Annotated in this window: 11 protein-coding genes; 10 read left to right on the top strand and 1 reads right to left on the bottom strand. The window is 45.0% G+C overall.

Going from position 1 to position 19,278, the window contains the following annotated elements; translation table 11 throughout:
* The first annotated feature begins 28 nt into the window (after nt 1-28).
* Nucleotides 29-1,138: a GerAB/ArcD/ProY family transporter gene (locus AC3WRW_RS20600; protein ID WP_492548175.1), complete on the top strand. Its 1,110-nt coding sequence runs from the start codon at nt 29-31 to the stop codon at nt 1,136-1,138.
* Here AC3WRW_RS20600 and AC3WRW_RS20595 read toward each other — a convergent pair.
* A complete protein-coding gene (locus AC3WRW_RS20595; protein WP_492548174.1) occupies nt 1,135-1,359 on the bottom strand; it encodes a YczF family membrane protein in 225 nt (74 codons plus the stop codon). The genes AC3WRW_RS20600 and AC3WRW_RS20595 overlap by 4 nt on opposite strands.
* A gap of 170 nt (nt 1,360-1,529) precedes the next feature.
* On the opposite strand from AC3WRW_RS20595, the gene AC3WRW_RS20590 reads away from it, so the two are divergent.
* The 9 genes from AC3WRW_RS20590 to AC3WRW_RS20550 all read left to right on the top strand — a co-directional run bounded on the left by AC3WRW_RS20590 (nt 1,530) and on the right by AC3WRW_RS20550 (nt 19,223).
* Nucleotides 1,530-2,456 (top strand): alpha/beta hydrolase family protein, encoded by a 927-nt coding sequence (locus AC3WRW_RS20590; RefSeq protein WP_492548173.1) that lies wholly within the window; start codon nt 1,530-1,532, stop codon nt 2,454-2,456.
* Nucleotides 2,438-3,406: a helix-turn-helix transcriptional regulator gene (locus AC3WRW_RS20585; RefSeq protein ID WP_492548172.1), complete on the top strand. Its 969-nt coding sequence runs from the start codon at nt 2,438-2,440 to the stop codon at nt 3,404-3,406. Before AC3WRW_RS20590 ends, AC3WRW_RS20585 begins: the two co-directional genes overlap by 19 nt.
* Before the next feature lie 56 nt (nt 3,407-3,462).
* Entirely contained in the window at nt 3,463-3,945 is a 483-nt protein-coding gene (locus tag AC3WRW_RS20580) for a GyrI-like domain-containing protein (RefSeq protein WP_492548171.1), read from the top strand.
* A 301-nt stretch (nt 3,946-4,246) separates the two neighbouring features.
* Nucleotides 4,247-5,374 carry an ROK family transcriptional regulator gene (locus tag AC3WRW_RS20575; protein WP_492548170.1) on the top strand — a complete coding sequence of 376 codons (1,128 nt, stop codon included), beginning with the start codon at nt 4,247-4,249 and terminating at the stop codon, nt 5,372-5,374.
* Nucleotides 5,375-5,557: 183 nt separating this feature from the next.
* Nucleotides 5,558-6,820, top strand: a complete 1,263-nt coding sequence (locus AC3WRW_RS20570) for an ABC transporter substrate-binding protein (RefSeq protein ID WP_492548169.1) — start codon at nt 5,558-5,560, stop codon at nt 6,818-6,820.
* 25 nt (nt 6,821-6,845) lie between these two features.
* A complete protein-coding gene (locus AC3WRW_RS20565) occupies nt 6,846-7,730 on the top strand; it encodes a carbohydrate ABC transporter permease (protein WP_492548168.1) in 885 nt (294 codons plus the stop codon).
* Nucleotides 7,727-8,575, top strand: a complete 849-nt coding sequence (locus AC3WRW_RS20560; RefSeq protein ID WP_492548167.1) for a carbohydrate ABC transporter permease — start codon at nt 7,727-7,729, stop codon at nt 8,573-8,575. The genes AC3WRW_RS20565 and AC3WRW_RS20560 overlap by 4 nt, the downstream gene beginning before the upstream one ends.
* A 253-nt stretch (nt 8,576-8,828) precedes the next feature.
* Nucleotides 8,829-13,232 (top strand): glycosyl hydrolase 2 galactose-binding domain-containing protein, encoded by a 4,404-nt coding sequence (locus AC3WRW_RS20555; RefSeq protein WP_492548166.1) that lies wholly within the window; start codon nt 8,829-8,831, stop codon nt 13,230-13,232.
* 315 nt (nt 13,233-13,547) lie between these two features.
* A complete protein-coding gene (locus AC3WRW_RS20550; RefSeq protein WP_492548165.1) occupies nt 13,548-19,223 on the top strand; it encodes an S-layer homology domain-containing protein in 5,676 nt (1,891 codons plus the stop codon).
* The last annotated feature ends 55 nt before the right edge of the window (nt 19,224-19,278 follow it).

Genomic DNA, 19,278 nt, shown 5'->3' with positions numbered 1-19,278 from the left:
TGCAGTCGCGGGAAGGTGTTTGATGCTGATGGAAAAAACGAAAATCAACGCATGGCAATACTTTGTGCTCATCCTTCTGTTTGAATTCGGAACTGCGATTGTTGTGAGTCTTGGGGTAGCTGCCAAGAAGGATGCATGGATTGCCATTTTGCTTGGTCTCATTGGGGGATTGATCCTGTACAGTGTTTATGTCACTTTATTTCATAGGCATAGGGGTCTGCCGTTAACCGGATATTTGAGAGAGATACTTGGAAAGTATCTCGGGTGGTTTGTAGGATTATTGTATCTTCTTCTGTTCATTTACGGTGCCGCAAGAGATTTGAGAGATGCCGGAGACTTGCTGGTAACGGCTCTTTATGATCAAACGCCGCTCTTTGTTGTTAACTTCATCATGTTTATTGTGATTGCGTATGTGTTGTATAAAGGGGTGCAAGTGCTGGTAAGAACAGGGGAAATTTTCTTTTTGATCTTGGTTTTTTTGGGCATCATGGGCAACGGGCTTGTATGGTTGTCGGGTCTCGTAGATATTAAAAATTTATTGCCGGTACTCGAAAACGGTTGGAAGCCTATTTGGACAGAAGCTTTTCCGCAGACGCTGGCTTTTCCCTTCGGGGAAATGATTTGCTTTACAATGTTGTTCCCATACCTGCAAAAATCTCAGCATGCCATGAAAACCGGTCTGTTTGCCATGGTACTGGGCGGGCTCGTATTAAGCTATACGATCACGCTTGAAATCTCCGTACTTGGTTACAACATGGTAAGCCGCAATGCGTTCCCTTTGTTGTTAACGATCAGTATTGTTAAAATTGCAGACTTCCTCCAGCGCTTCGACGCGATCGCGATTTTAACCTTTATTATATGCGATTTCTTTAAGATCGCTATGTTTTATTATGCGTCAGTTTTGGCCATCGCAGATTTATTTCAGATTAAAGAACAGAAGAAACTCGTTTTGCCGATTGGTATCGTCATCCTGTTCAGTTCCATGACGATTGCCAGCTCTTTCACGGAACACATGAAGGAAGGCATTAAATTCGTTCCGTTTAAACTGCTGTTTCCTTTCCAAACGGTTATTCCGATCCTGCTGCTCCTGATCTCATGGCTTCGACAATACTGGGTCCGTACGAAAAACAGCCCTTAGCTCTCTGATTTGTTGAGATATCGAGACAGTAGAGGCGGTGCCAATAACATAAGACCGATGACTATCAAAATAACGATCTCTGCAGGGGTCATCATTTTCAGCGTGCTTAGCATGCCTCGGATTGAATAGTGCAGACTTATCCCCGAAAACAGGTCAATGGCCATTGCATAAGATGTGGTTAATACAAACATTAAGAAAGCCAGCAGCAGTATTTTCATCATCGGGCAGCTCCAGTCACAAAATCGTAAGTTGTTTTCCAGCTACAGCTCACCGTTTATGTTTACCAATCTTTTTGGTTTTTATTGTTCCTTATTTTGACTATCCTATAACGTGCAGGATACTGCAGTAATTGCATGGAATTACCTAATAAATCCATACAGGAGGTTATAAAATGATCGAACAAGTTACGGTTGTGGCAAACGCGGCTTACCCGTTGGAAGGACTGTTGACGCTGCCGGATTCTCATACAGATAAAGTCCCGGCCGTTGTATTTGTACATGGCTCCGGTCCCTTGGATAAAGATGAAACAATTGGCGCAAATAAGCTGTTTCGAGACCTTGCGGACGGCCTTTCCAAAGAAGGCATCGCATCGCTCCGGTACGATAAACGCACTTATACCTATGGCAAGGAGCTAATAGAAGAACTCGGCGGCAAGCTCACAGTAAAAGAAGAGATTATTCAGGATGCGATTAGGGCTGTCCAAATGCTAAAAAAAGACCCTCGCGTGGATGCAAACCGCGTATTCTTGATTGGACACAGTCAAGGCGGAATGCTTGCCCCCAGAATCGATGCCGAAGGCGGCGACATGGCAGGTTTATTCATCCTAGCCGGCACTTCCCGAACGCTTGAAGAAGTCATTATCAACCAAAATGAAGATGCCATCAAGCATCTTGAAAAATCTCAGCAAGAGATAGCCATCAAGCAGATAAAAGAACTGCAAGACAAGTTCGATGCGATAACCGAAATGACGGATGAGATGGCGCAACAGACGATTTTGTTCGGTTCTGTTTATGCTTGGTACCTGAAAGAAATGAAGCAGCATCCAATCCAAGATTATTTATTGCAAAGCAAAAAGCCGATTTTCGTCATACAGGGTGATAAAGATGTACAGGTTTCCATAGAAAAAGATTTTGACCGATTCCGTGAAATGTTAAAAGACCATCCTGATGCTGCATTCAAGCTCTATCCCGGTTTGAATCATATGTTTATGACAGCTGTGTATGGTACGTTGAAAGACATTTGGGAGGAATATAAGATCCCGCAAACCGTGAACAGCACTGTTGTAGAAGATATAGCACAGTGGATATTGTCGGTTTAGGTATGAAAATTGACCGTTTGCTGGCAATGACGGTGCTGCTGTTGAATCGTGAGCGTGTCAGTGCCAAAGAATTGGCTGATCGTTTTGAAGTTTCGACGAAGACAATTTATCGGGATATGGAGACCTTGAATCAATCGGGCATTCCGATTGTAGCCCACCAGGGCATCTCCGGCGGATTTGAAATCATGGCACCTTATGCCATGGCTCGGCAATTTTTAACGCTCGGTGAAATAGAAGCGATCGTCGCGGCAGTAAAAGGGATACATACAGCCGTGGATGATCGCATGATTGGCACTCTGCTGGATAAGGTAAAGGCGCTGCTCAGCAGGGTCGACCGCCTTCAATTGGAGCAGCAGGGAGCGGGAATTGTTTTCGATTTCAATCCGTGGGGGCAAGGACCTGCTGCGCGGGAGAAAGTGAACTGCCTGAGACAGGCGATTGAGCGTACAAGCAAAGTTAGCTTCAAGTACTTGAACATGAACGGTACGGAGAGTGAGAGAGTCATTGAGCCTGCAGCTTTAATTTTAAAAGGATACCTCTGGTATTTGCAGGCTTATTGCACGCTTCGAAGTGAATTCCGGGTGTTCCGGTTATCTCGTATACAGGAGCTGCGGGTGCTGGAGCAATCTTTTATAAGAAAACAAGCCCCTTCGCTAGAGGGCTACGCCTGGGAGTCGGATTGGTCGAATACGAATTTGCAAGAGATGACATTTCTGTTTGATTCGAAAGTTCGGCACCGCGTGGGGGATACCTTCGATCCAAAGCTAGTGACAAGACAAGAGGATGGTTCTTTGCAGGTAAAAGGACCCTTCACCGAAGATGAATGGCTGTACGGCATGCTGCTGAGTTACGGCGAACATGTTAGAGTCGAAGAACCGTCCCACGTAGCCGATGAAATGGTGAATCGGGCACGAAAAATTATGGAGCGTTATCAGAAACTGGACAGATAGGTGTCCACGTTCTCCCTGTATACTGATGATAAATACAAGGAGATGAGGACGAATCGATGCATACATTTATCATGGAGCAACCAGCAATAACACTAACAGGCGTTCACGTGCGAACAACAAACGCGGACGAAGCGGGTCCGAATCGGCGGCTGCCGCAGTTGTGGGAAACGTATTTTCAATGCCAAATCGCGTCGCAAACCCTGACTATCAATGCCCATCTGATCTATGCGCTCTATACGGATTATGAAAGTGACGCTTCAGGCGCTTACACCACGCTGATCGGGCACGAAGCAGCCGGCGATAAATCGCAAGATCAGGAGAAGTTTCATACCGTTCATGTGCCGGCGGGCAAATACTTAGTATTTACGACTGAAAAGGGCCCTGTTTATGAAGTGGTCGCGCAGGCATGGGGAACTATTTGGGCTTATTTTAAGGAATCAGAGGAAGTAAGGACATACACGGGGGATTACGAGCTGTATGACACCAGAAATTGGGATCCCGCTGAGACGCAGATACAGATTTTTATTGCAGTAAAATAACTGGAAAATAAAATCTCCCTCTAAATGTCACGAAAGAGGACCTCTCAAGGATTATTAAACGAAACTCCCATTCATTTGACCGGATTCAGAGAATTCTCATGAAATCGGCGAAAATAGTGGGGGTTTTTCCTATTAAATGGATATAAGAAGCCTCCGAAGTCCATTTAAAGGGAACTTTTCCCTAATTTTTACATAGTAGTAACGTCATCTATGATTGTATTGACATAAATTAGGAGCCGACTATATACTGAGTTTAGTTAGTTTTTACGTCGGACAAACAAAACACTGCAAGGAGGTTGTCATGACCAAAACGGGTAACTTGGAGATGATCAAGAAGGTAAACCGCTCTCTTGTTCTCAGACTCATTCGCGAAGATGAACCTATCACACGTGCTCAAATTGCTCAAAAATTGCATCTCAGCCGTTCGACAGTTTCCTTGATCGTGGATGAATTGATTCATAAAAAATTTGTGAAAGAATTAGGCTTAAGCAGTTCGACAAGCGAAGGCGGGCGCCGGGGGATGAAGCTTGGGTTTAACACCAAGTCGGCCTATGGGATCGGCGTTGATATTGGCGGCACCAAAACGCTCATTCTGATTTCGGATTTAGACGGAAATGTAGTTTTCAAAGAGAACCATCCGATTCCCAAACAATTTTCGGTCTTGATTGAACTTATCAAATCCTGTATCGAAAGATCACCTTTAGAGTCTAGCGAAATTATCGGTATGGGCGTGAGTCTTCCAGGTACAATTGACATAGAGAATGGTATCCTAATGAACGATGCACCCGCTCTGGGGTATAAAAATGTAAATTTGAGACAGGAGCTTCAGCCCCATTTTACATTTCCGTTGTTTTTCAACAACGATGTGAATTGCACAGCGCTTGGGGAGAAATGGCTAGGGTCCGGAGGCAATGCAAGCCACATCGTATTTATCGCCATCGGTACCGGATTAGGCAGCGCAATTATCGCCAACGGTGAATTAATTACCGGGCATCGCTATGCCGCCGGTGAAATCGGATATTTTGTCACCCCGGATGAAGTAAGAAACAATCTCGTTAATGATGCTGAAAAATTCGGCATGTTGGAAAATAAAATTTCCGGCACGGCGCTTGCCCAAAGCGGTTACTCGCCTGAAGAATTGTTTCAACTATCGTTATCCGGCGATCAGCGAGCCAGTGCCATTGTAGATGAATTTATCATTCATTTGTCAACGGCCATCTCCAATATTGTTAGCCTCATGAATCCCGAGAAAGTGATTATCGGAGGAGAAATTTCCGAATTGCTCGAACCTTTCTTAGATCTTATTAAGAAGAAAGTTGCCAATTCTACTCCCATTGAAACGAAGATAGAGCTAGCTCTGCTAGGAGGAAATGCCGGAGCCATCGGTGCCATTACATACGCTTTTGAACAGATACAGGAAAATGAATGACGGGTAGTTAGGAATAGAGTTATGAAAGCGGTAACAATTCGCGGTATTTCGAAAAAAGTAAGGAATTATAACCGATCCTAACCATGATAGAACCTGCTCTGCTCGGCGGAATGCCGACGCCATCGGCTGATTACTTACATTTTTCATCAAATACATGAAAAATGAGTGAGGGAGGCAAGGCATATGAACAAATGTGTCGTTCTAGTGTTGGCCACTACATTGAGTATCGGATCGTTAGCAGCTTGTTCAAGCAAGGGGAGTCAAACAGACAACAAAAATGTAACATTGAAAGCCATTTTTATGAAACAGGCGGGGTACAGTGAAGAAACGACGCAGCAGGCTACCGACGAGTTCATGAAAGCAAATCCAACGATTAAGGTAGAGCCGATCTTTGTACCTTATGAAGCGTTGGAACAGAAAATTATTACAGGCGGGGGCAGTTATGACGTTGTACTGATTGATGCGCCTTGGACTGCAAAATTCGCCAAAGCCGGCATTATTATGGACGTTACAAATAAGCTGCCGGACAGCGACCGAAAGGATATTTTTCAGGGAGCACTCGATGCGGTATCTTACAACAACAAATTGTATGGCATGCCGTGGCTGAACGATACGAAATATCTCTTTTATAACAAAGAAATGCTGCAGCAAGCAGGTATTGCCGCTCCGCCGAAAACGTGGGACGAACTGATTGCCGACGCGAAGATTTTGAAGGAGAAGAAGATTGTAGAATTCCCGGTTGCTTGGTCGTGGAAGCAGGCCGAGGCGCTGGTATGCGATGTGACGTCGATCACGGAGTCCTTCGGGGGTCATTTGGTCACGGACGGCAAGCCTACCGTTAATAGTCCTGCCAATGTGGAAGCAATTAATTTCATGGTTCAATCGATCAAATCAGGGCTTTCCAATCCAAGTTCGCTTGAATTTTTGGAAGAAGACGTGAGAGGTGCTTTTTCCAGCGGTAAAGCGGCGTTTGCGCTAAACTGGACGTATATGTATGACATGGCAAATAATGATTCGAAGGAATCCCAAGTTGTAGGAAAAGTAGGGATTGCGCTAAGCCCGGGCACATCCAAAGTAGCAAGCGCAACAGTGAACGGTGGAATGGGACTCGCGATTCCGAAAGGAAGCAAGAATGCCGATGCAGCATGGAAATATATACAGTTCTTGGCGGCAAAGGATTTCCAGAAGAAATATGCGAAAGATGCTCTCCCGATTTGGAAGTCGCTCTTTGACGATCAAGCCGTAATCGCAACGAATCCAGACCTCGTGAAGCTGTCGAAAACACAGTACGACTATTTGGTTAACCGCGCAGTTGTTCCGTGGTACGGCGAGTTTTCCAACGAATTGCAGGTCGCGATAAGCAAAGCGTTGAACGGTTCCGTTACTGTGCAAGCGGCGTTGGATGGCTTACAGCAAAAAGCGATAAAAATTTCCGAAAGCAAATAAGGAAGAGTAAGGGAAGGGAAGCCTCATGCGAAGAATGAGTGATAGCGCCTATGCCTGGTTTAACATCACTCCGGCTATCTTGGTGGTATTCGGAATCGTCCTTTTTCCATTGATCTATACGTTTATATTAAGCTTATATAGCATGTCGCTCACCGTAGAATCGATGGGGGATTTTGTAGGGCTGCAAAATTATATAAATGCGCTAACGGACTCGACGTTCTGGGCTTCCACTGGAAGAACGGCCTACTTCTCCTTCGTATCGATTTCAATAGAAATCGTTCTCGGTTTGATGATTGCTTTGTTAGTAAACGAGAAGATCAAAGGCATGGCTATTTTACGCACAATCATCATTCTGCCGTGGGCAGTGCCGACGATCGTGAACGGCGCCATGTGGAAATGGATTTATCACCCGGAGTACGGAGCCTTGAACGCTTTCTTGACCCAATTGCACATTATCCCGCATTACCAATCATGGCTCAGCAAGCCGTGGCTTGCGATGAACATGGTGATTGTGTCCGACGTATGGAAGATGACTCCGCTTGTCGTCATCTTCCTGTTGGCCTCGCTGCAGATGACCAATAAATCGGTGTACGAAGCGGCTAGTGTTGACGGGGCAAGCATGATGCGGAGATTTTTCACACTGACGCTTCCTCATTTGAAGCCGATGATTTTGGTAATTATCGTCATGAGAACGATGGAAACTTTCAAAGTGTTTGACCTTGTCTATGCACTGACGATGGGAGGACCGTCTGATGGAACAAAGGTACTTACCTATCAAGCCTACGTGAAAGCTTTCAACAACCTGCAATTCTCGCAGGGGGCTACGATTTCATTCCTGATCGCCATCATGATAGGATTGATGACCCTTGTTTATGTCAAAACATTAAAGGCAGAGGGAGAATCGGCATGAAAAGCAGCAAAACATTCAGAGTTATTCAGTACGTGTTCGGCGTTTTGGTAGCTTTCTGTACGCTTGCCCCCTTCGTCTGGCTGCTGATTTCCAGCATATCCTTTCAAAAAGATTTGACAGCCGTGCCGTTAAAATGGGTTGCGAAAGATATCACGTTTCAAAGATATATAGATATCTTTGCCAATGAAGGGAACAACATGGCGTACGCATTCCGCATTTCCATGTACAACAGCCTTATTGTCGCCCTGTGCACGATGATCATCGCTTTGTTAATTGGCGGTTTGGCCGCTCACGCTTTTGCGAGGTATACTTTTAAATTCAAAGAAAAGATGCTGTATATGTTTTTGTTCACTTATATGATTCCATCGGTCGTCATCGTCATTCCGCTGTTTACCATGCTCCAGAAGGCAGGAATGATAGACTCGAGATGGTCATTGATTTTCCTGGATTTAACTTTTATCATCCCATATGTGATTTGGATTATGCAAAGTTATTTTAAGTTTTTGTCTTCCGATTATTATGAAGCTGCTTATATGGATGGCTGCAGCCGATTTCAAACGCTGAGGCTTATTATTCTGCCCATCGTGCGCCCAGGCGTGATGGCAACGGGAATCTTCGCCTTTCTTCTTGCCTGGGATGAATTTTTCTTCTCATTATTATTCACTTCCAGTCTTAACTCCAAAACAGTCCCCGTCGCGATCGCAGAATTCAGCGGAAAAAACGCAGTCGATTTTGGTATGGTCGCAACTGGCGGTGTGCTTGCGTGTTTGCCGCCACTCCTAATCACAATCGTATTCCAGAAATATCTCGTTACCGGAATGACATCAGGCGGGGTAAAGGAATAAGTCGTTTTCCGCAGGAAAGAAGGTGATAAAGAAAGTTCATCCACGTTGTCAACCAGCCTAGAATGCTTCCTTTGTACATTAACCACTCGCAATTTCCAAGACTGCATGTAATGCTCTTGAAAGTTAGTTTATCTGCGTCTCGTTGGATACAAAATGTATCGAATTGGTTTTTGGTAATTAAGGAATTTTTCAATTAAATGGGAGGGATAAGGGGATGCCTGTCAGCAGATCATTCACAAAAAATCTGTGTCTAATGATGGCTTTGTTGATGTCGATCACAAGCTTAGCTTTTACGAACAGCACACCGGCGTATGCAGAATCGACGAATTCCAGCGATACGAATACAGTGGGTAAAGCGATTTCTCTGAATAATGTGTACGCATTGAGCAGCAATTGGAAGATTCAGTCGTCGGCCATTGCAACGCAAGATGGATCAGCAGTTTCATCCAGCAGCTATAACACGGCCGGTTGGTTTAAAACAACTGTTCCCAATACGGTTTTGGGAGCCTTGATTCAAGCGGGCAATATTCCCGATCCGTATATCGGCGACGGCATAGCCAAAATCGATGAAAGCAGATTTACAGTTCCTTGGTGGTATCGTACGGAGTTTACTTTGCCTGCCTCTGAGCAGGGGAAAAGAATATTGGTAAATTTCCAAGGAATCGCTTACACAGGCGATATTTGGGTTAACGGACGTCAAATTGCTAAAACGTCTGATATTGTTGGTTCTTTCCGGACTTACGAATTGGATATTACGGATTATATCATCTCTGACGGCGTCACCAAAAATACGATTGCTGTCAGTGTATCCAGGTCGGATTATGGAAAAGACTTTTCACTCTATTGGGTGGATTGGGTTCCAAGACCACCGGATAACAACATGGGGATATGGCGCGACGTATTCATTACGACTAGCGATGCTGTAAAGACACGCAACCCGTTCGTGACGTCCAAGGTGGAAAACGATCTTTCAGCCGCACATCTCAATGCTTATGTGGAAGTAAGCAATAATAGTGGTGCTTCCGTTTCTGGAGTCATGCAAGCATCCATTAAAGATCCATCCAATACCGTAGTAGCCGTGTTATCTCAGCCTCTAACCGTTAACGCGGGAGCAAAAGATCAGGAAGTCGCGTTTACATCGAATAAATTTAACGAACTCAATATTAGTAAACCTCAGTTATGGTGGCCAAAGGATATGGGCGGACAGCCTATGTACACCATTGAATTCAAATTTACAGCAAATAATAAAGTTAGCGACTCCATTACTCAAAGATTTGGTATTCGTGAAATCAACACGGAGATGAATGTATCTCCTTCCGTAAGGACGAATCCGCCTCTTAAGGATATGGTGCAGTTCTACGTGAATCACAAACCTGTCCTTATCAAGGCGGGAGGCTATTCTCCGACCGACCTGTTCCTTCGCCGAAATTCGGATACAAATCGTGCAGTTGTTCAGTACCTGCAAGATATGGGCATGAACGCCATCCGGGATGAGGGCATGTTCTTCGACGACAGCTTGTTGGATCTTCTGGACGCAAACGGGATTATGTACATGACCGGATGGGTCTGCTGCAGCAAGTGGCAGCAACCGGCTCAATATACCGATGCAGATATTGCCATTGCTAGTGCGTCTTTAAATTCACAGCTTCGCATCGCAAGAGTACATCCGAGTATGATCGCGTGGATGAACGGCAGTGACGATCCGGCGTCTTTAAGCAGCACAGGTCGTGGTAAAGAAGTTGAGCAGAAGTATCTGGATATCGAGCACCAGATGCACTGGGATGAGTATGGAGCCATCATCTCCAGCGGTTCAGCGAAGGTAGCGACGTTGACGGGAACGGTTGGCGGCATGCATATGGACGCTACGTATGACTATGCTCCTCCGGCGATGTATTTTGAAGATATGAACGATGGCGGTGCATTCGGTTTCACTTCCGAAGCGGGGCCTGGTCCGAGCATACCGGTCATCGAAACGATGAAGAAAATTTTGCCGGCTAATGTTTTGTGGCCTTACAATGTGGGCGGAGATAATTTCCAACAATGGAATTATCACAATGCCAGAAGCAACTTCAGGGATCTCTCGAATTTCAATCGGGCTATGGATAACCATTACGGTCAATCGAACAGTCTTGAAGAGTACAATATCAAGGCCCAAGTTCAACAATATGATGCACAGCGTGCACAGTATGAAGCGGTGAATGCTAACAAATATACCAAAGCGTCGGGTTGGGTTCAGTGGATGCTCAACAATGCTTGGCCTAGTTTTTATTGGAACCTTTTCGATTACTATATGAACCCGAACGGCTCCTATTTCGGTGCGAAGATCGCCAACGAACCGCTTCACATCATGTATGACTATGCGTCCAAGCAGGTCAAGATCATTAACAGCACGCAAAATGATTACAACAGTTTAAAAGCGAAGATACAGATTTATAATACTGACAGCAGCAAAGTGTATGAAAAAGAGTTCAATAACCTGGCCGTGACTCCGGATGGAGCAAGCGCAGCTGTGGGTGGCGTACCTAAGCAAATCGGTTATCAAACGATTAATTTCCAAGGAAAAATTAACAATGCTTACGGGATCACAGTGGTTGACGGCATCGATGAAGGGTCAATCGCTGTCACGCCGACTTATTTCCTTAGATTGGAATTAAGAGACGCGAATAACAAGCTTGTAAGTGTCAATTCTTATGCGCAAACTACGAAAAAAGATTTGGTCCGCTACGCGAACCATAGCTGGAACTATACGCCGCAAAATCAATATGCAGACTTTACACAACTGCAGAAGCTGAAGCCGGTTGACCTGCAAATTGTCGGTACTCCGAAGGCGGTAAATCAAGGACAAGAGCAGACGCTTACCTATACGGTTAAAAACAATGGGACCTCCATTGCCTATGCCGTATTCGCTAAGATCAGAAAAGGCGTCTATGGTGACCTGATCGCTCCGGTTAGAATGGAAGATAACTATTTCCTATTGCTTCCGGGAGAAGAGAGAACCCTTACCGCCAAATACTATCTTTCCGATTTGGGTAATGCGAACCCTTACGTTGAAATCAACAGTTATAATAACTTAACTACGAAGCAAAATCCGACACCTACATCGGCTAATCTTGCACGTGGAAAGTCGGCAACAGCATCAACGACACAAGGTTCAAACAATGCAAGCAATGCTTTAGACAACACGGTATATACCAAATGGCAGAGCTCTACGAATACCGGCACCGGTGCTGATCCGCAATGGTTCAAAGTTGATTTCGGAACACCGACTAAATTCAGCAGAGCGATCGTCAGATGGGATTATGCGAACTATGCGCAGAACATGACGATTGAAGTATCTGACGACAACACCAACTGGCAGACTGTATACACAGGGAAGAACAGCAACGGTTCCGCTATGAGCGATCTGCAGTTTGCACCTGTTACCAAACGGTATATCAGGCTGACGATGTCCGGGAAACGTCCGGCAGGTCCTCAAATAGGTTCAGGAGGCACCGGCCAGGGGGTTACTGGATTAGGCGCTACAGCTGCATCAACCAGTTTCAATATTGCCGAGTTTGAAGTATATGACCAATCGAGTGATCGCCTTACTCCGTTTTTGGGAGGAACCGGCACGGCAAATGCTGGCGATGAGTTTAGCTTGATCTATGGATTGTCAAACGTGAAGAATGGGATTTATGCCCAAGATGTGACGATATCTTATAATCCAGCTCAAGTTGAATTTGTCAAAGCGGAATCGTTGCTGAAGGATAAATTTACAGTAGTGGATTTCAAAAATAATACGGAGTTAGGTAAAGTCCGAATTATTGGGGCTAGTTTGGGAAGCGATAATATGGTAATAAACGGTGGCGAGGTCATCAAGCTGAACTGGAAGGCCAAGCAGAATGCTTCCGGTCCTGTCACCTTGGAACTGTCTAAAGTTGTTCTTGGTGACAATGTTGGGGATGAAACAACACCGGCACTAGAATCGGAAGCTTCCCACGTCGTTATTGTGAACCCGGCGGACAGAACCGTACTTTCCTTCAAAATTAGCGAGGCTAAATCCACATACAATCAGGCAGTTGAAGGCGTGGATTACGGCCAGTATCCGGCAGGATCGAAAGCTGTCCTGTTAGCCGCTATTACGAGCGCGGAAGCTGTGCTGAACAATGGGGCAGCCACCCAAAATCAAATCGCTCAAGCAGTAACCGATTTAAGCTCGGCATTGGCAGCGTTCAAAGCTCAAATCGTTATTCTTGATAAAGAATCGCTCTTAGCTATCATTAACACGGCTCAGAGCTCGCACGACTCCGCAGTTGAAGGCACCAAAGCCGGTCAATATCCGGCAGGATCGAAAGCAAATCTGTTAACGGCAATTGGCAGCGCAAGAACCGTTTACAATAATGCAGGGGCTACTCAGGCTCAAGTCGATCAGGCAACAAATGATTTAAGAGCGGCGCTGGCAGCATTCAATGCTTTGGTCATTAAACCAACCCCTGGAGATATGAACGGGGACGGTAAAGTGAGCATTGGGGACTTGGCTGTTATCGCAAGCAACTACGGCAGATCGTCCACCGATCCGGATTGGGATCTTTACAAATTTGCGGATCTCAATGGGGACGGCAAGATTGACATTGTCGACTTAGCGATTATTGCAAGTAAAATTCTTGAAATGGAATAGCTGCTGAGTTGGGAGGGAGGCTTTGAAGCCTTCCTCTTTTTATTGTGCAATTTAGATGAGAAACCGAATTCGAAACGTCGTATAGAGTATGATTTCGATATAATAGATGAGATTATTGTATTTTTCGACAAATATTTTATTGTTATAATAATCTAAGAATTTCCATTAAAGAGAGAATAACGTCACATTAGGAAGGAGAATGTATCCAACCCAATAAATTTCTATCTTACAAGTGAGGAGTCATTTCGTGCAATGTTTGTGTCTGCAAATGATTTCAATTTTTGAAATCGTATTCAAACAGAGGAGGTTATTCAAATGATAAAAAAACTTATAATCATTCTGCTAAGTATTTTCATAATCAGTTCGACGTTCTTACTGCCTGCTGTTTTGGGAGCTAATGAAACGCTGCCTGAAAGCGGTTACTCGATTGATATGGATCTCATTCCAAAAGTTTATTTAGGCGAACATAAAGATTGGGAACAATTATATAATGCAGCATGGCAGTTACATAAACACAACATAAAGAATAACGCATCGAATACGGCAGGAATCAGCGATTATTGGGTAGATGAGGCGTTTGACAATAGACTTTTTCAGTGGGACACGTTGTTTATGATGTTGTTTGATAAGTATGGTTACAAGCAGTTCCCTACATTGCCTTCCATGAATAATTTTTATCGTGGACAATTCGATTCCAACGGTACTACGGAAGGAAATAAACAGAATGGATTTATTTCAAGGATATTAAGCGAAACGGATGGGAGCCCTCAGTATAAGTATGATAATACCGATGCTATTAATCCGCCTTTGTTTGGCTGGGCGGAGTGGGAGCAGTATTTGCTGCATAATGACAAAGGTCGATTCACGCAGCCATTGACCTCCTATATGACATCATCCATTCCAAACGTACCGGGCAACGTTGTAAGCCCTGCATCAAAAACGGTTTTGCAGCGCATGATCGATTATTTCGAATTTATTAAAAGAAATCGTACGTATGCAGATGGAGTAGGCAAGGATTTATTTTTCACTGACGGACAAGCCAACGGTTTAGATAATACCCCTAATCAGGATTGGGGTGCGAGAAGGGAAGTTTATAACGATATCAGCATACAGATGGTGCAATATGCGGATTATATCTCGAAAATTGCGGCTGAAATCGGTGACACGGCGAATGCCCAGAAATATGCTGACGAGCGTGATCGAATTAAGGGACTGATCAATTCGACTCTCTGGGATGAAACGGATGGTTTTTACTACAATTATGACAGAAGCAAAGGGGCGTTCACGAAAATAAAGACGCCAACAGGGCTTTGGGCCATGACGGCGGGAGTTGCGTCAACGAATCAGGCCGAAAGACTTGTTCAAACCATGTTAAACTCTGAAATGATGTTCCGTCCTTACGGTCTGTCGTCGGTGGCTTATAATTATTCTTCATTTAAACCTACCGGCGGCTATTGGAACGGCGCGGTTTGGGCGCCAACTTCCTATCAAGCGTTAGACGGATTGAAGAAATACGGTTATGGAGATTTGGCTTTCCAATTGGCCATTCAGCATATTAACGCTATGGGTGACGTGTACAGACAAGGCGCCTATGATCGCGATGGGAACTTTCTGCATACGCTTTGGGAGAACTACTCCTCTGAATATATTCGGCCTGGCTCGACGGAGTATGGTGACAATGAGCCTGCTCGAAAGGATTTTGTAGGATGGACTGGAACGATTCCGATCGCAGCACTCATTGAGGATGTTCTCGGCATCGAAGTCAATGCGCCGAAGAATACGATCAACTGGACCCTTCGACTTCTGGAAGAGCATGGTATGGACAATCTTGTTTTCGGCAATGCAGCTAACCAATCCGATAACGTAGTATCTTTGCGTGCTGCAGCGAGAAAAAGCGGGACATCCGGCACGGCGGTATCGGTAACTGCCCAAAGGCCGTTTACACTGCAAGTTCATTTGAATGACGCCGTATCGAAATTTGAAGTAGAGGCTGGCACTCATACCTATACCGTTGATGGCATAGATGGCAATGCGCCGTTTTTAAGTGCGGCGATCCAAGGCTTTGACAACCAAAAGGATTCTATTGATAGCATCACCGCAAGTAAAGACTTTGTTTTGTTCAGCGATCAAGTAGATCCTTCGGTGACAGATGGATTAAAAAACCGCTACGGCAAATCAAAAGCCGACCGGCTGATCTACAACGTAAATACGATCGGCAACCGAAATGCGACGCTGCATGCAGCCTCCGGTCAGATAGGGAGCATAGAAGGTGTGCGCCTTAATGACATGGCTAAATCCGGTGTCAATGAAGGATTTATGGTGATGGCGCCGGCAGATAACCATATGCAAACTTTACGACTGCGGTTAGGCGTCAAAAATGCGACAGCGACACTTAACGCAACGATAAGCGATAGTTCACAGCCCGGTATCACCAAGCAGCTTCGTGGCGGAGATCAGGAAGTTGAATATATCATCGACATTCCTTATCGAGCTGGTTCCAAAGACAAGAATATTCTCGTTAAATACGTGACGGCGGAAAATGCCCCTGGAAAAGAAGGGGAAATCACTTTGAAGGCGATTACGCTGAATGACGGAGGTCAAGCATTTAAATTACCAGATGCTCCTACAAACGTGACGGTTATTCCTGGAGATAATAGCTTGACTGTAAATGCCGAAGTAACCAGTCAAGCTGATCTCGACGGTTACAAGATTCAACTGGGCGTAACGCCATTTGAAAAAATTGATGAGTACAGTACGACAAGCTTGCCTTTCACGATTAATGGACTTGATAACAATACAAGATATTATGTAGCTGTACAGGGGGTTAAACATTCCGTAGCGGGTGACCTCAGCGAGCTCGTAACGGGAGTTCCAATCGATGGCGGCGTGGATGGGACACGCGAAGAGAAAGTGACGAAGGATTTAAGTACAATTCTGCCGCAAATCTTAAATGGAAATTCCGACTTGGGCAATATTACTGAAAATCTAAAATTGGATGCTCTTGAAGGACAATTATATGGCAGTAAGGCGAAGGTCAACTCGCTTACTTCGGATGTCATAGATTCACGGGGCAATGTAAGGAGATCTATCGGGGCGAATGCCGATAAAACGGCAATCCTCGAGGTGAATGTTACATTGGGAGATTACACGGTCACAAGGAATTTCATAGCTACAGTCAAATCTGTTGATCCTGTAGTAGAGCCTTATGTGGCCGCTGAAATGAACAATCATACCGCGAATATAAATTTAACCGAGCAGGGGACGCAGGATTGGGTACATTTCGATCGAATTGCAGCTTCCGATTTTCCGAGAAAGAAGAATGCGAATCAAATAGCCAATATTTCATTCAGTTCAGGTTTACCGGACGAGAACCCGCGCGATTATCCTAGAAAAGTATCCTATAGTGACGGCCAGACAAGCAATGGCGATGTTCCTTTCATTACGGAAAGTTCCAATCAGTCCATGTACTTTACAGGTATTTCGGGTCAAGGCAAAAAGCTTACATTCACGCTGCCCGGCGGAAATGAACTGAAAGAGGCCAAGATTTATGCAGGCTCATGGAACAGTACGGTGCAAGTTGAGGTCGCTTCATTCAATAATCCTAGCAAAGTCTACTATTCCAATACGTTTGGGAAAGACAGCTCTGCAGGTGTATTAGCCAAGGAGATCGCAATTAAATATCAGCTTCCGGAAAATGATAAGCTTAAAATAACGATCTCTGTCGTTGACGGACAGAAGGCTTTTATTCAGGCAATCACCCTAGGTACTGCAACTGCGGAGAGCGGGAATAATGCTAAGGTGATGGCTCCTGCTCCTCAGGTTGATCTTACGCAAGAAGGTTCCATGGATTGGGCTCATTTCAATAATCCAATTCCAGATGCTTACGAGAGAAAAAATAGTCCAACTAGTTACATGACCGATTTTATCATGCTCCCGGGCACGGAGATTGAGAAAGTTGCCACCGATGCTTCAACAAATTACACCTATTCCGATGCCAAAGGCAGCAATTATACGAGTGCTAGCGGGAATAGCAAAGGCGTGGTGGCAAAACACGTAGGCGGTGGTTTTCAATTTTCGCTACCGTATTCTCCTGTCAAACAACATGTTAACCTTTATGCAGGCTCTTGGGCATCGACGATTTCAGCAGAGTTTTATATTTCGGAAGAAGGTAAAGGGGATGAATTGTATGATCGTGTCGAATTTGGAAAAAAGGCCACAACTAGCGGTGCTGAGAGTTATGTTGTGAAGCTGGATTATCAACTGGACCATCCGGGACAGAAAATGAAGGTCAAAATCTATAATAAGGAGCTGTTCGATACTACATGGGGCAATATGATGTTTCAAGCCATCACGTTAAGTGAAGACGCCAATTCTACCTATAGCAGCGTCGCGGCATCGGCCGGTGAAGGCGGCACCATAACACCAAATGGAACGCTAACTGTTTTTAAAGATGTGCCGCAGCCTTTCATCATCGAAGCTTTACCGGGATATCAATTGGATAAACTGTATGTGAATGATCAAGAGGTTACGAATTTTAATGGACTCGTTTATGATTTGATGGTCAACAGCGATCCTATGAAAATTCATGCGACCTTTAAACCGAAGATTTTTGTGGTCACAACTTTCGCAGGAAGCGGCGGAACCATACAAGCAGATCATCTTCATGTTGAAAAAGGCGGAAGTGTAACATTCGCAGTAACGCCAGATGAACAGCATGATATCCTGGGCGTGTGGGTCAACAGTAAGCTGGTTCAATTGGACGAGCGAAATCAATATACGTTGTCTGGCGTTAAAACAAATGTTGTTGCATCGGTTGTGTTCAAAACGAAAGAGATTTCAAACGTGCAGCATGCGATCTTAGCAACCTTCGGAGATGGCGGTACAATTAGTCCTAGCGGAGAAGTGCTGGTAAATGAAGGAGCGAATCAGGATTTTCTGATCATTCCTGATGAAAATTATGAGATTCGCGAGGTACAAATTGACGGTGTGCCAACAACTGTGATGAATAATGTATATACGTTTGAGCATGTAACAACTCCGCATACCATTGTGGCTATGTTCCGGGAGAAGCCGACAATTCCTGTTACTTATACGATTGCAGCGACGGCTGGAAGCGGTGGCAGCATCAATCCTGAAGGCAGCGTCAGTGTGATAAGTGGAGGCAGCCAAACTTTTGAAATCCGCAGCCAGTCCGACTATCGGATCGCAGATGTTCTTGTAGACGGGCAATCCGTTGGCGCAGTCTCTTCCTACGTATTTGAAGATGTGACGAGCAATCATACAATTACTGCAGCATTTACGCGAAAAAGCAGCGGCGGCGACGGTAACTCGTCCAGCGGCAATGAACCTACAAGTGGAAATAATAGTTCAGGAAATATTCGTACAGTAGATAAACCGAAAGAAAGCGTGACAACTCCTCCGCAGGAAGAACCCGTCGTCAAAACTCCGCCGAAATTGGAACTCAATGATCTGGCGGACCATTGGTCATCATCGGCGGTTCAAGAGGCTATTCATCTCGGGTTTATCAATGGATATGAAGACAATACGTTCCGGCCAGAGAATAAGGTGAACAGGGCTGAGCTAGTGACAATGCTGAGCCGTGCTCTGAAGCTTGACGACAAGTCAGATCAAGTAGATTTCTCTGATCAGGGGAACATACCCGCTTGGGCCAAGGATGCCGTGAATCAGGCTGTGAAGAAAAGGATTATCAACGGCTATGAGGATGGTACCTTCCGACCGGAACAGCCTGTCACCCGCGTTGAAATTACTGTTATGATGGTTCGAGCTCTTGGACTTAAGCTTATCTCGGACGATGGACTATCCTTCAGTGATTCCGAGCAGGTGCCTCAATGGGCGCGTCCTTACGTTGCAACCGCTTATGCAGCTGGTCTTATTCAAGGCAGAGACAATCATGTGTTTGCACCTAACGATGAAGCAACAAGAGCGGAAGCTACGATATTTATTCTAGGTATGCTGAAAAAACTGAAGTAAAAAACATCCATACTGTCCTGCGGTCAAGAGATGACTGTAGGACAGTATTTATTTG

It is taken from the genome of Paenibacillus sp. FW126-R14 (assembly GCF_058789495.1).
This window is presented reverse-complemented; position numbering and strand designations above follow the sequence as displayed.

Bases quoted from the DNA above. Each gene is read 5' to 3' on its own strand.
- AC3WRW_RS20595 (WP_492548174.1), bottom strand. From the start codon at position 1,359: ATGATGAAAATACTGCTGCTGGCTTTCTTAATGTTTGTATTAACCACA.
- AC3WRW_RS20560 (WP_492548167.1), top strand. From the start codon at position 7,727: ATGAAAAGCAGCAAAACATTCAGAGTTATTCAGTACGTGTTCGGCGTT.
- AC3WRW_RS20590 (WP_492548173.1), top strand. From the start codon at position 1,530: ATGATCGAACAAGTTACGGTTGTGGCAAACGCGGCTTACCCGTTGGAA.
- AC3WRW_RS20570 (WP_492548169.1), top strand. From the start codon at position 5,558: ATGAACAAATGTGTCGTTCTAGTGTTGGCCACTACATTGAGTATCGGA.
- AC3WRW_RS20580 (WP_492548171.1), top strand. From the start codon at position 3,463: ATGCATACATTTATCATGGAGCAACCAGCAATAACACTAACAGGCGTT.
- AC3WRW_RS20600 (WP_492548175.1), top strand. From the start codon at position 29: ATGGAAAAAACGAAAATCAACGCATGGCAATACTTTGTGCTCATCCTT.
- AC3WRW_RS20555 (WP_492548166.1), top strand. From the start codon at position 8,829: ATGATGGCTTTGTTGATGTCGATCACAAGCTTAGCTTTTACGAACAGC.
- AC3WRW_RS20575 (WP_492548170.1), top strand. From the start codon at position 4,247: ATGACCAAAACGGGTAACTTGGAGATGATCAAGAAGGTAAACCGCTCT.
- AC3WRW_RS20565 (WP_492548168.1), top strand. From the start codon at position 6,846: ATGCGAAGAATGAGTGATAGCGCCTATGCCTGGTTTAACATCACTCCG.
- AC3WRW_RS20550 (WP_492548165.1), top strand. From the start codon at position 13,548: ATGATAAAAAAACTTATAATCATTCTGCTAAGTATTTTCATAATCAGT.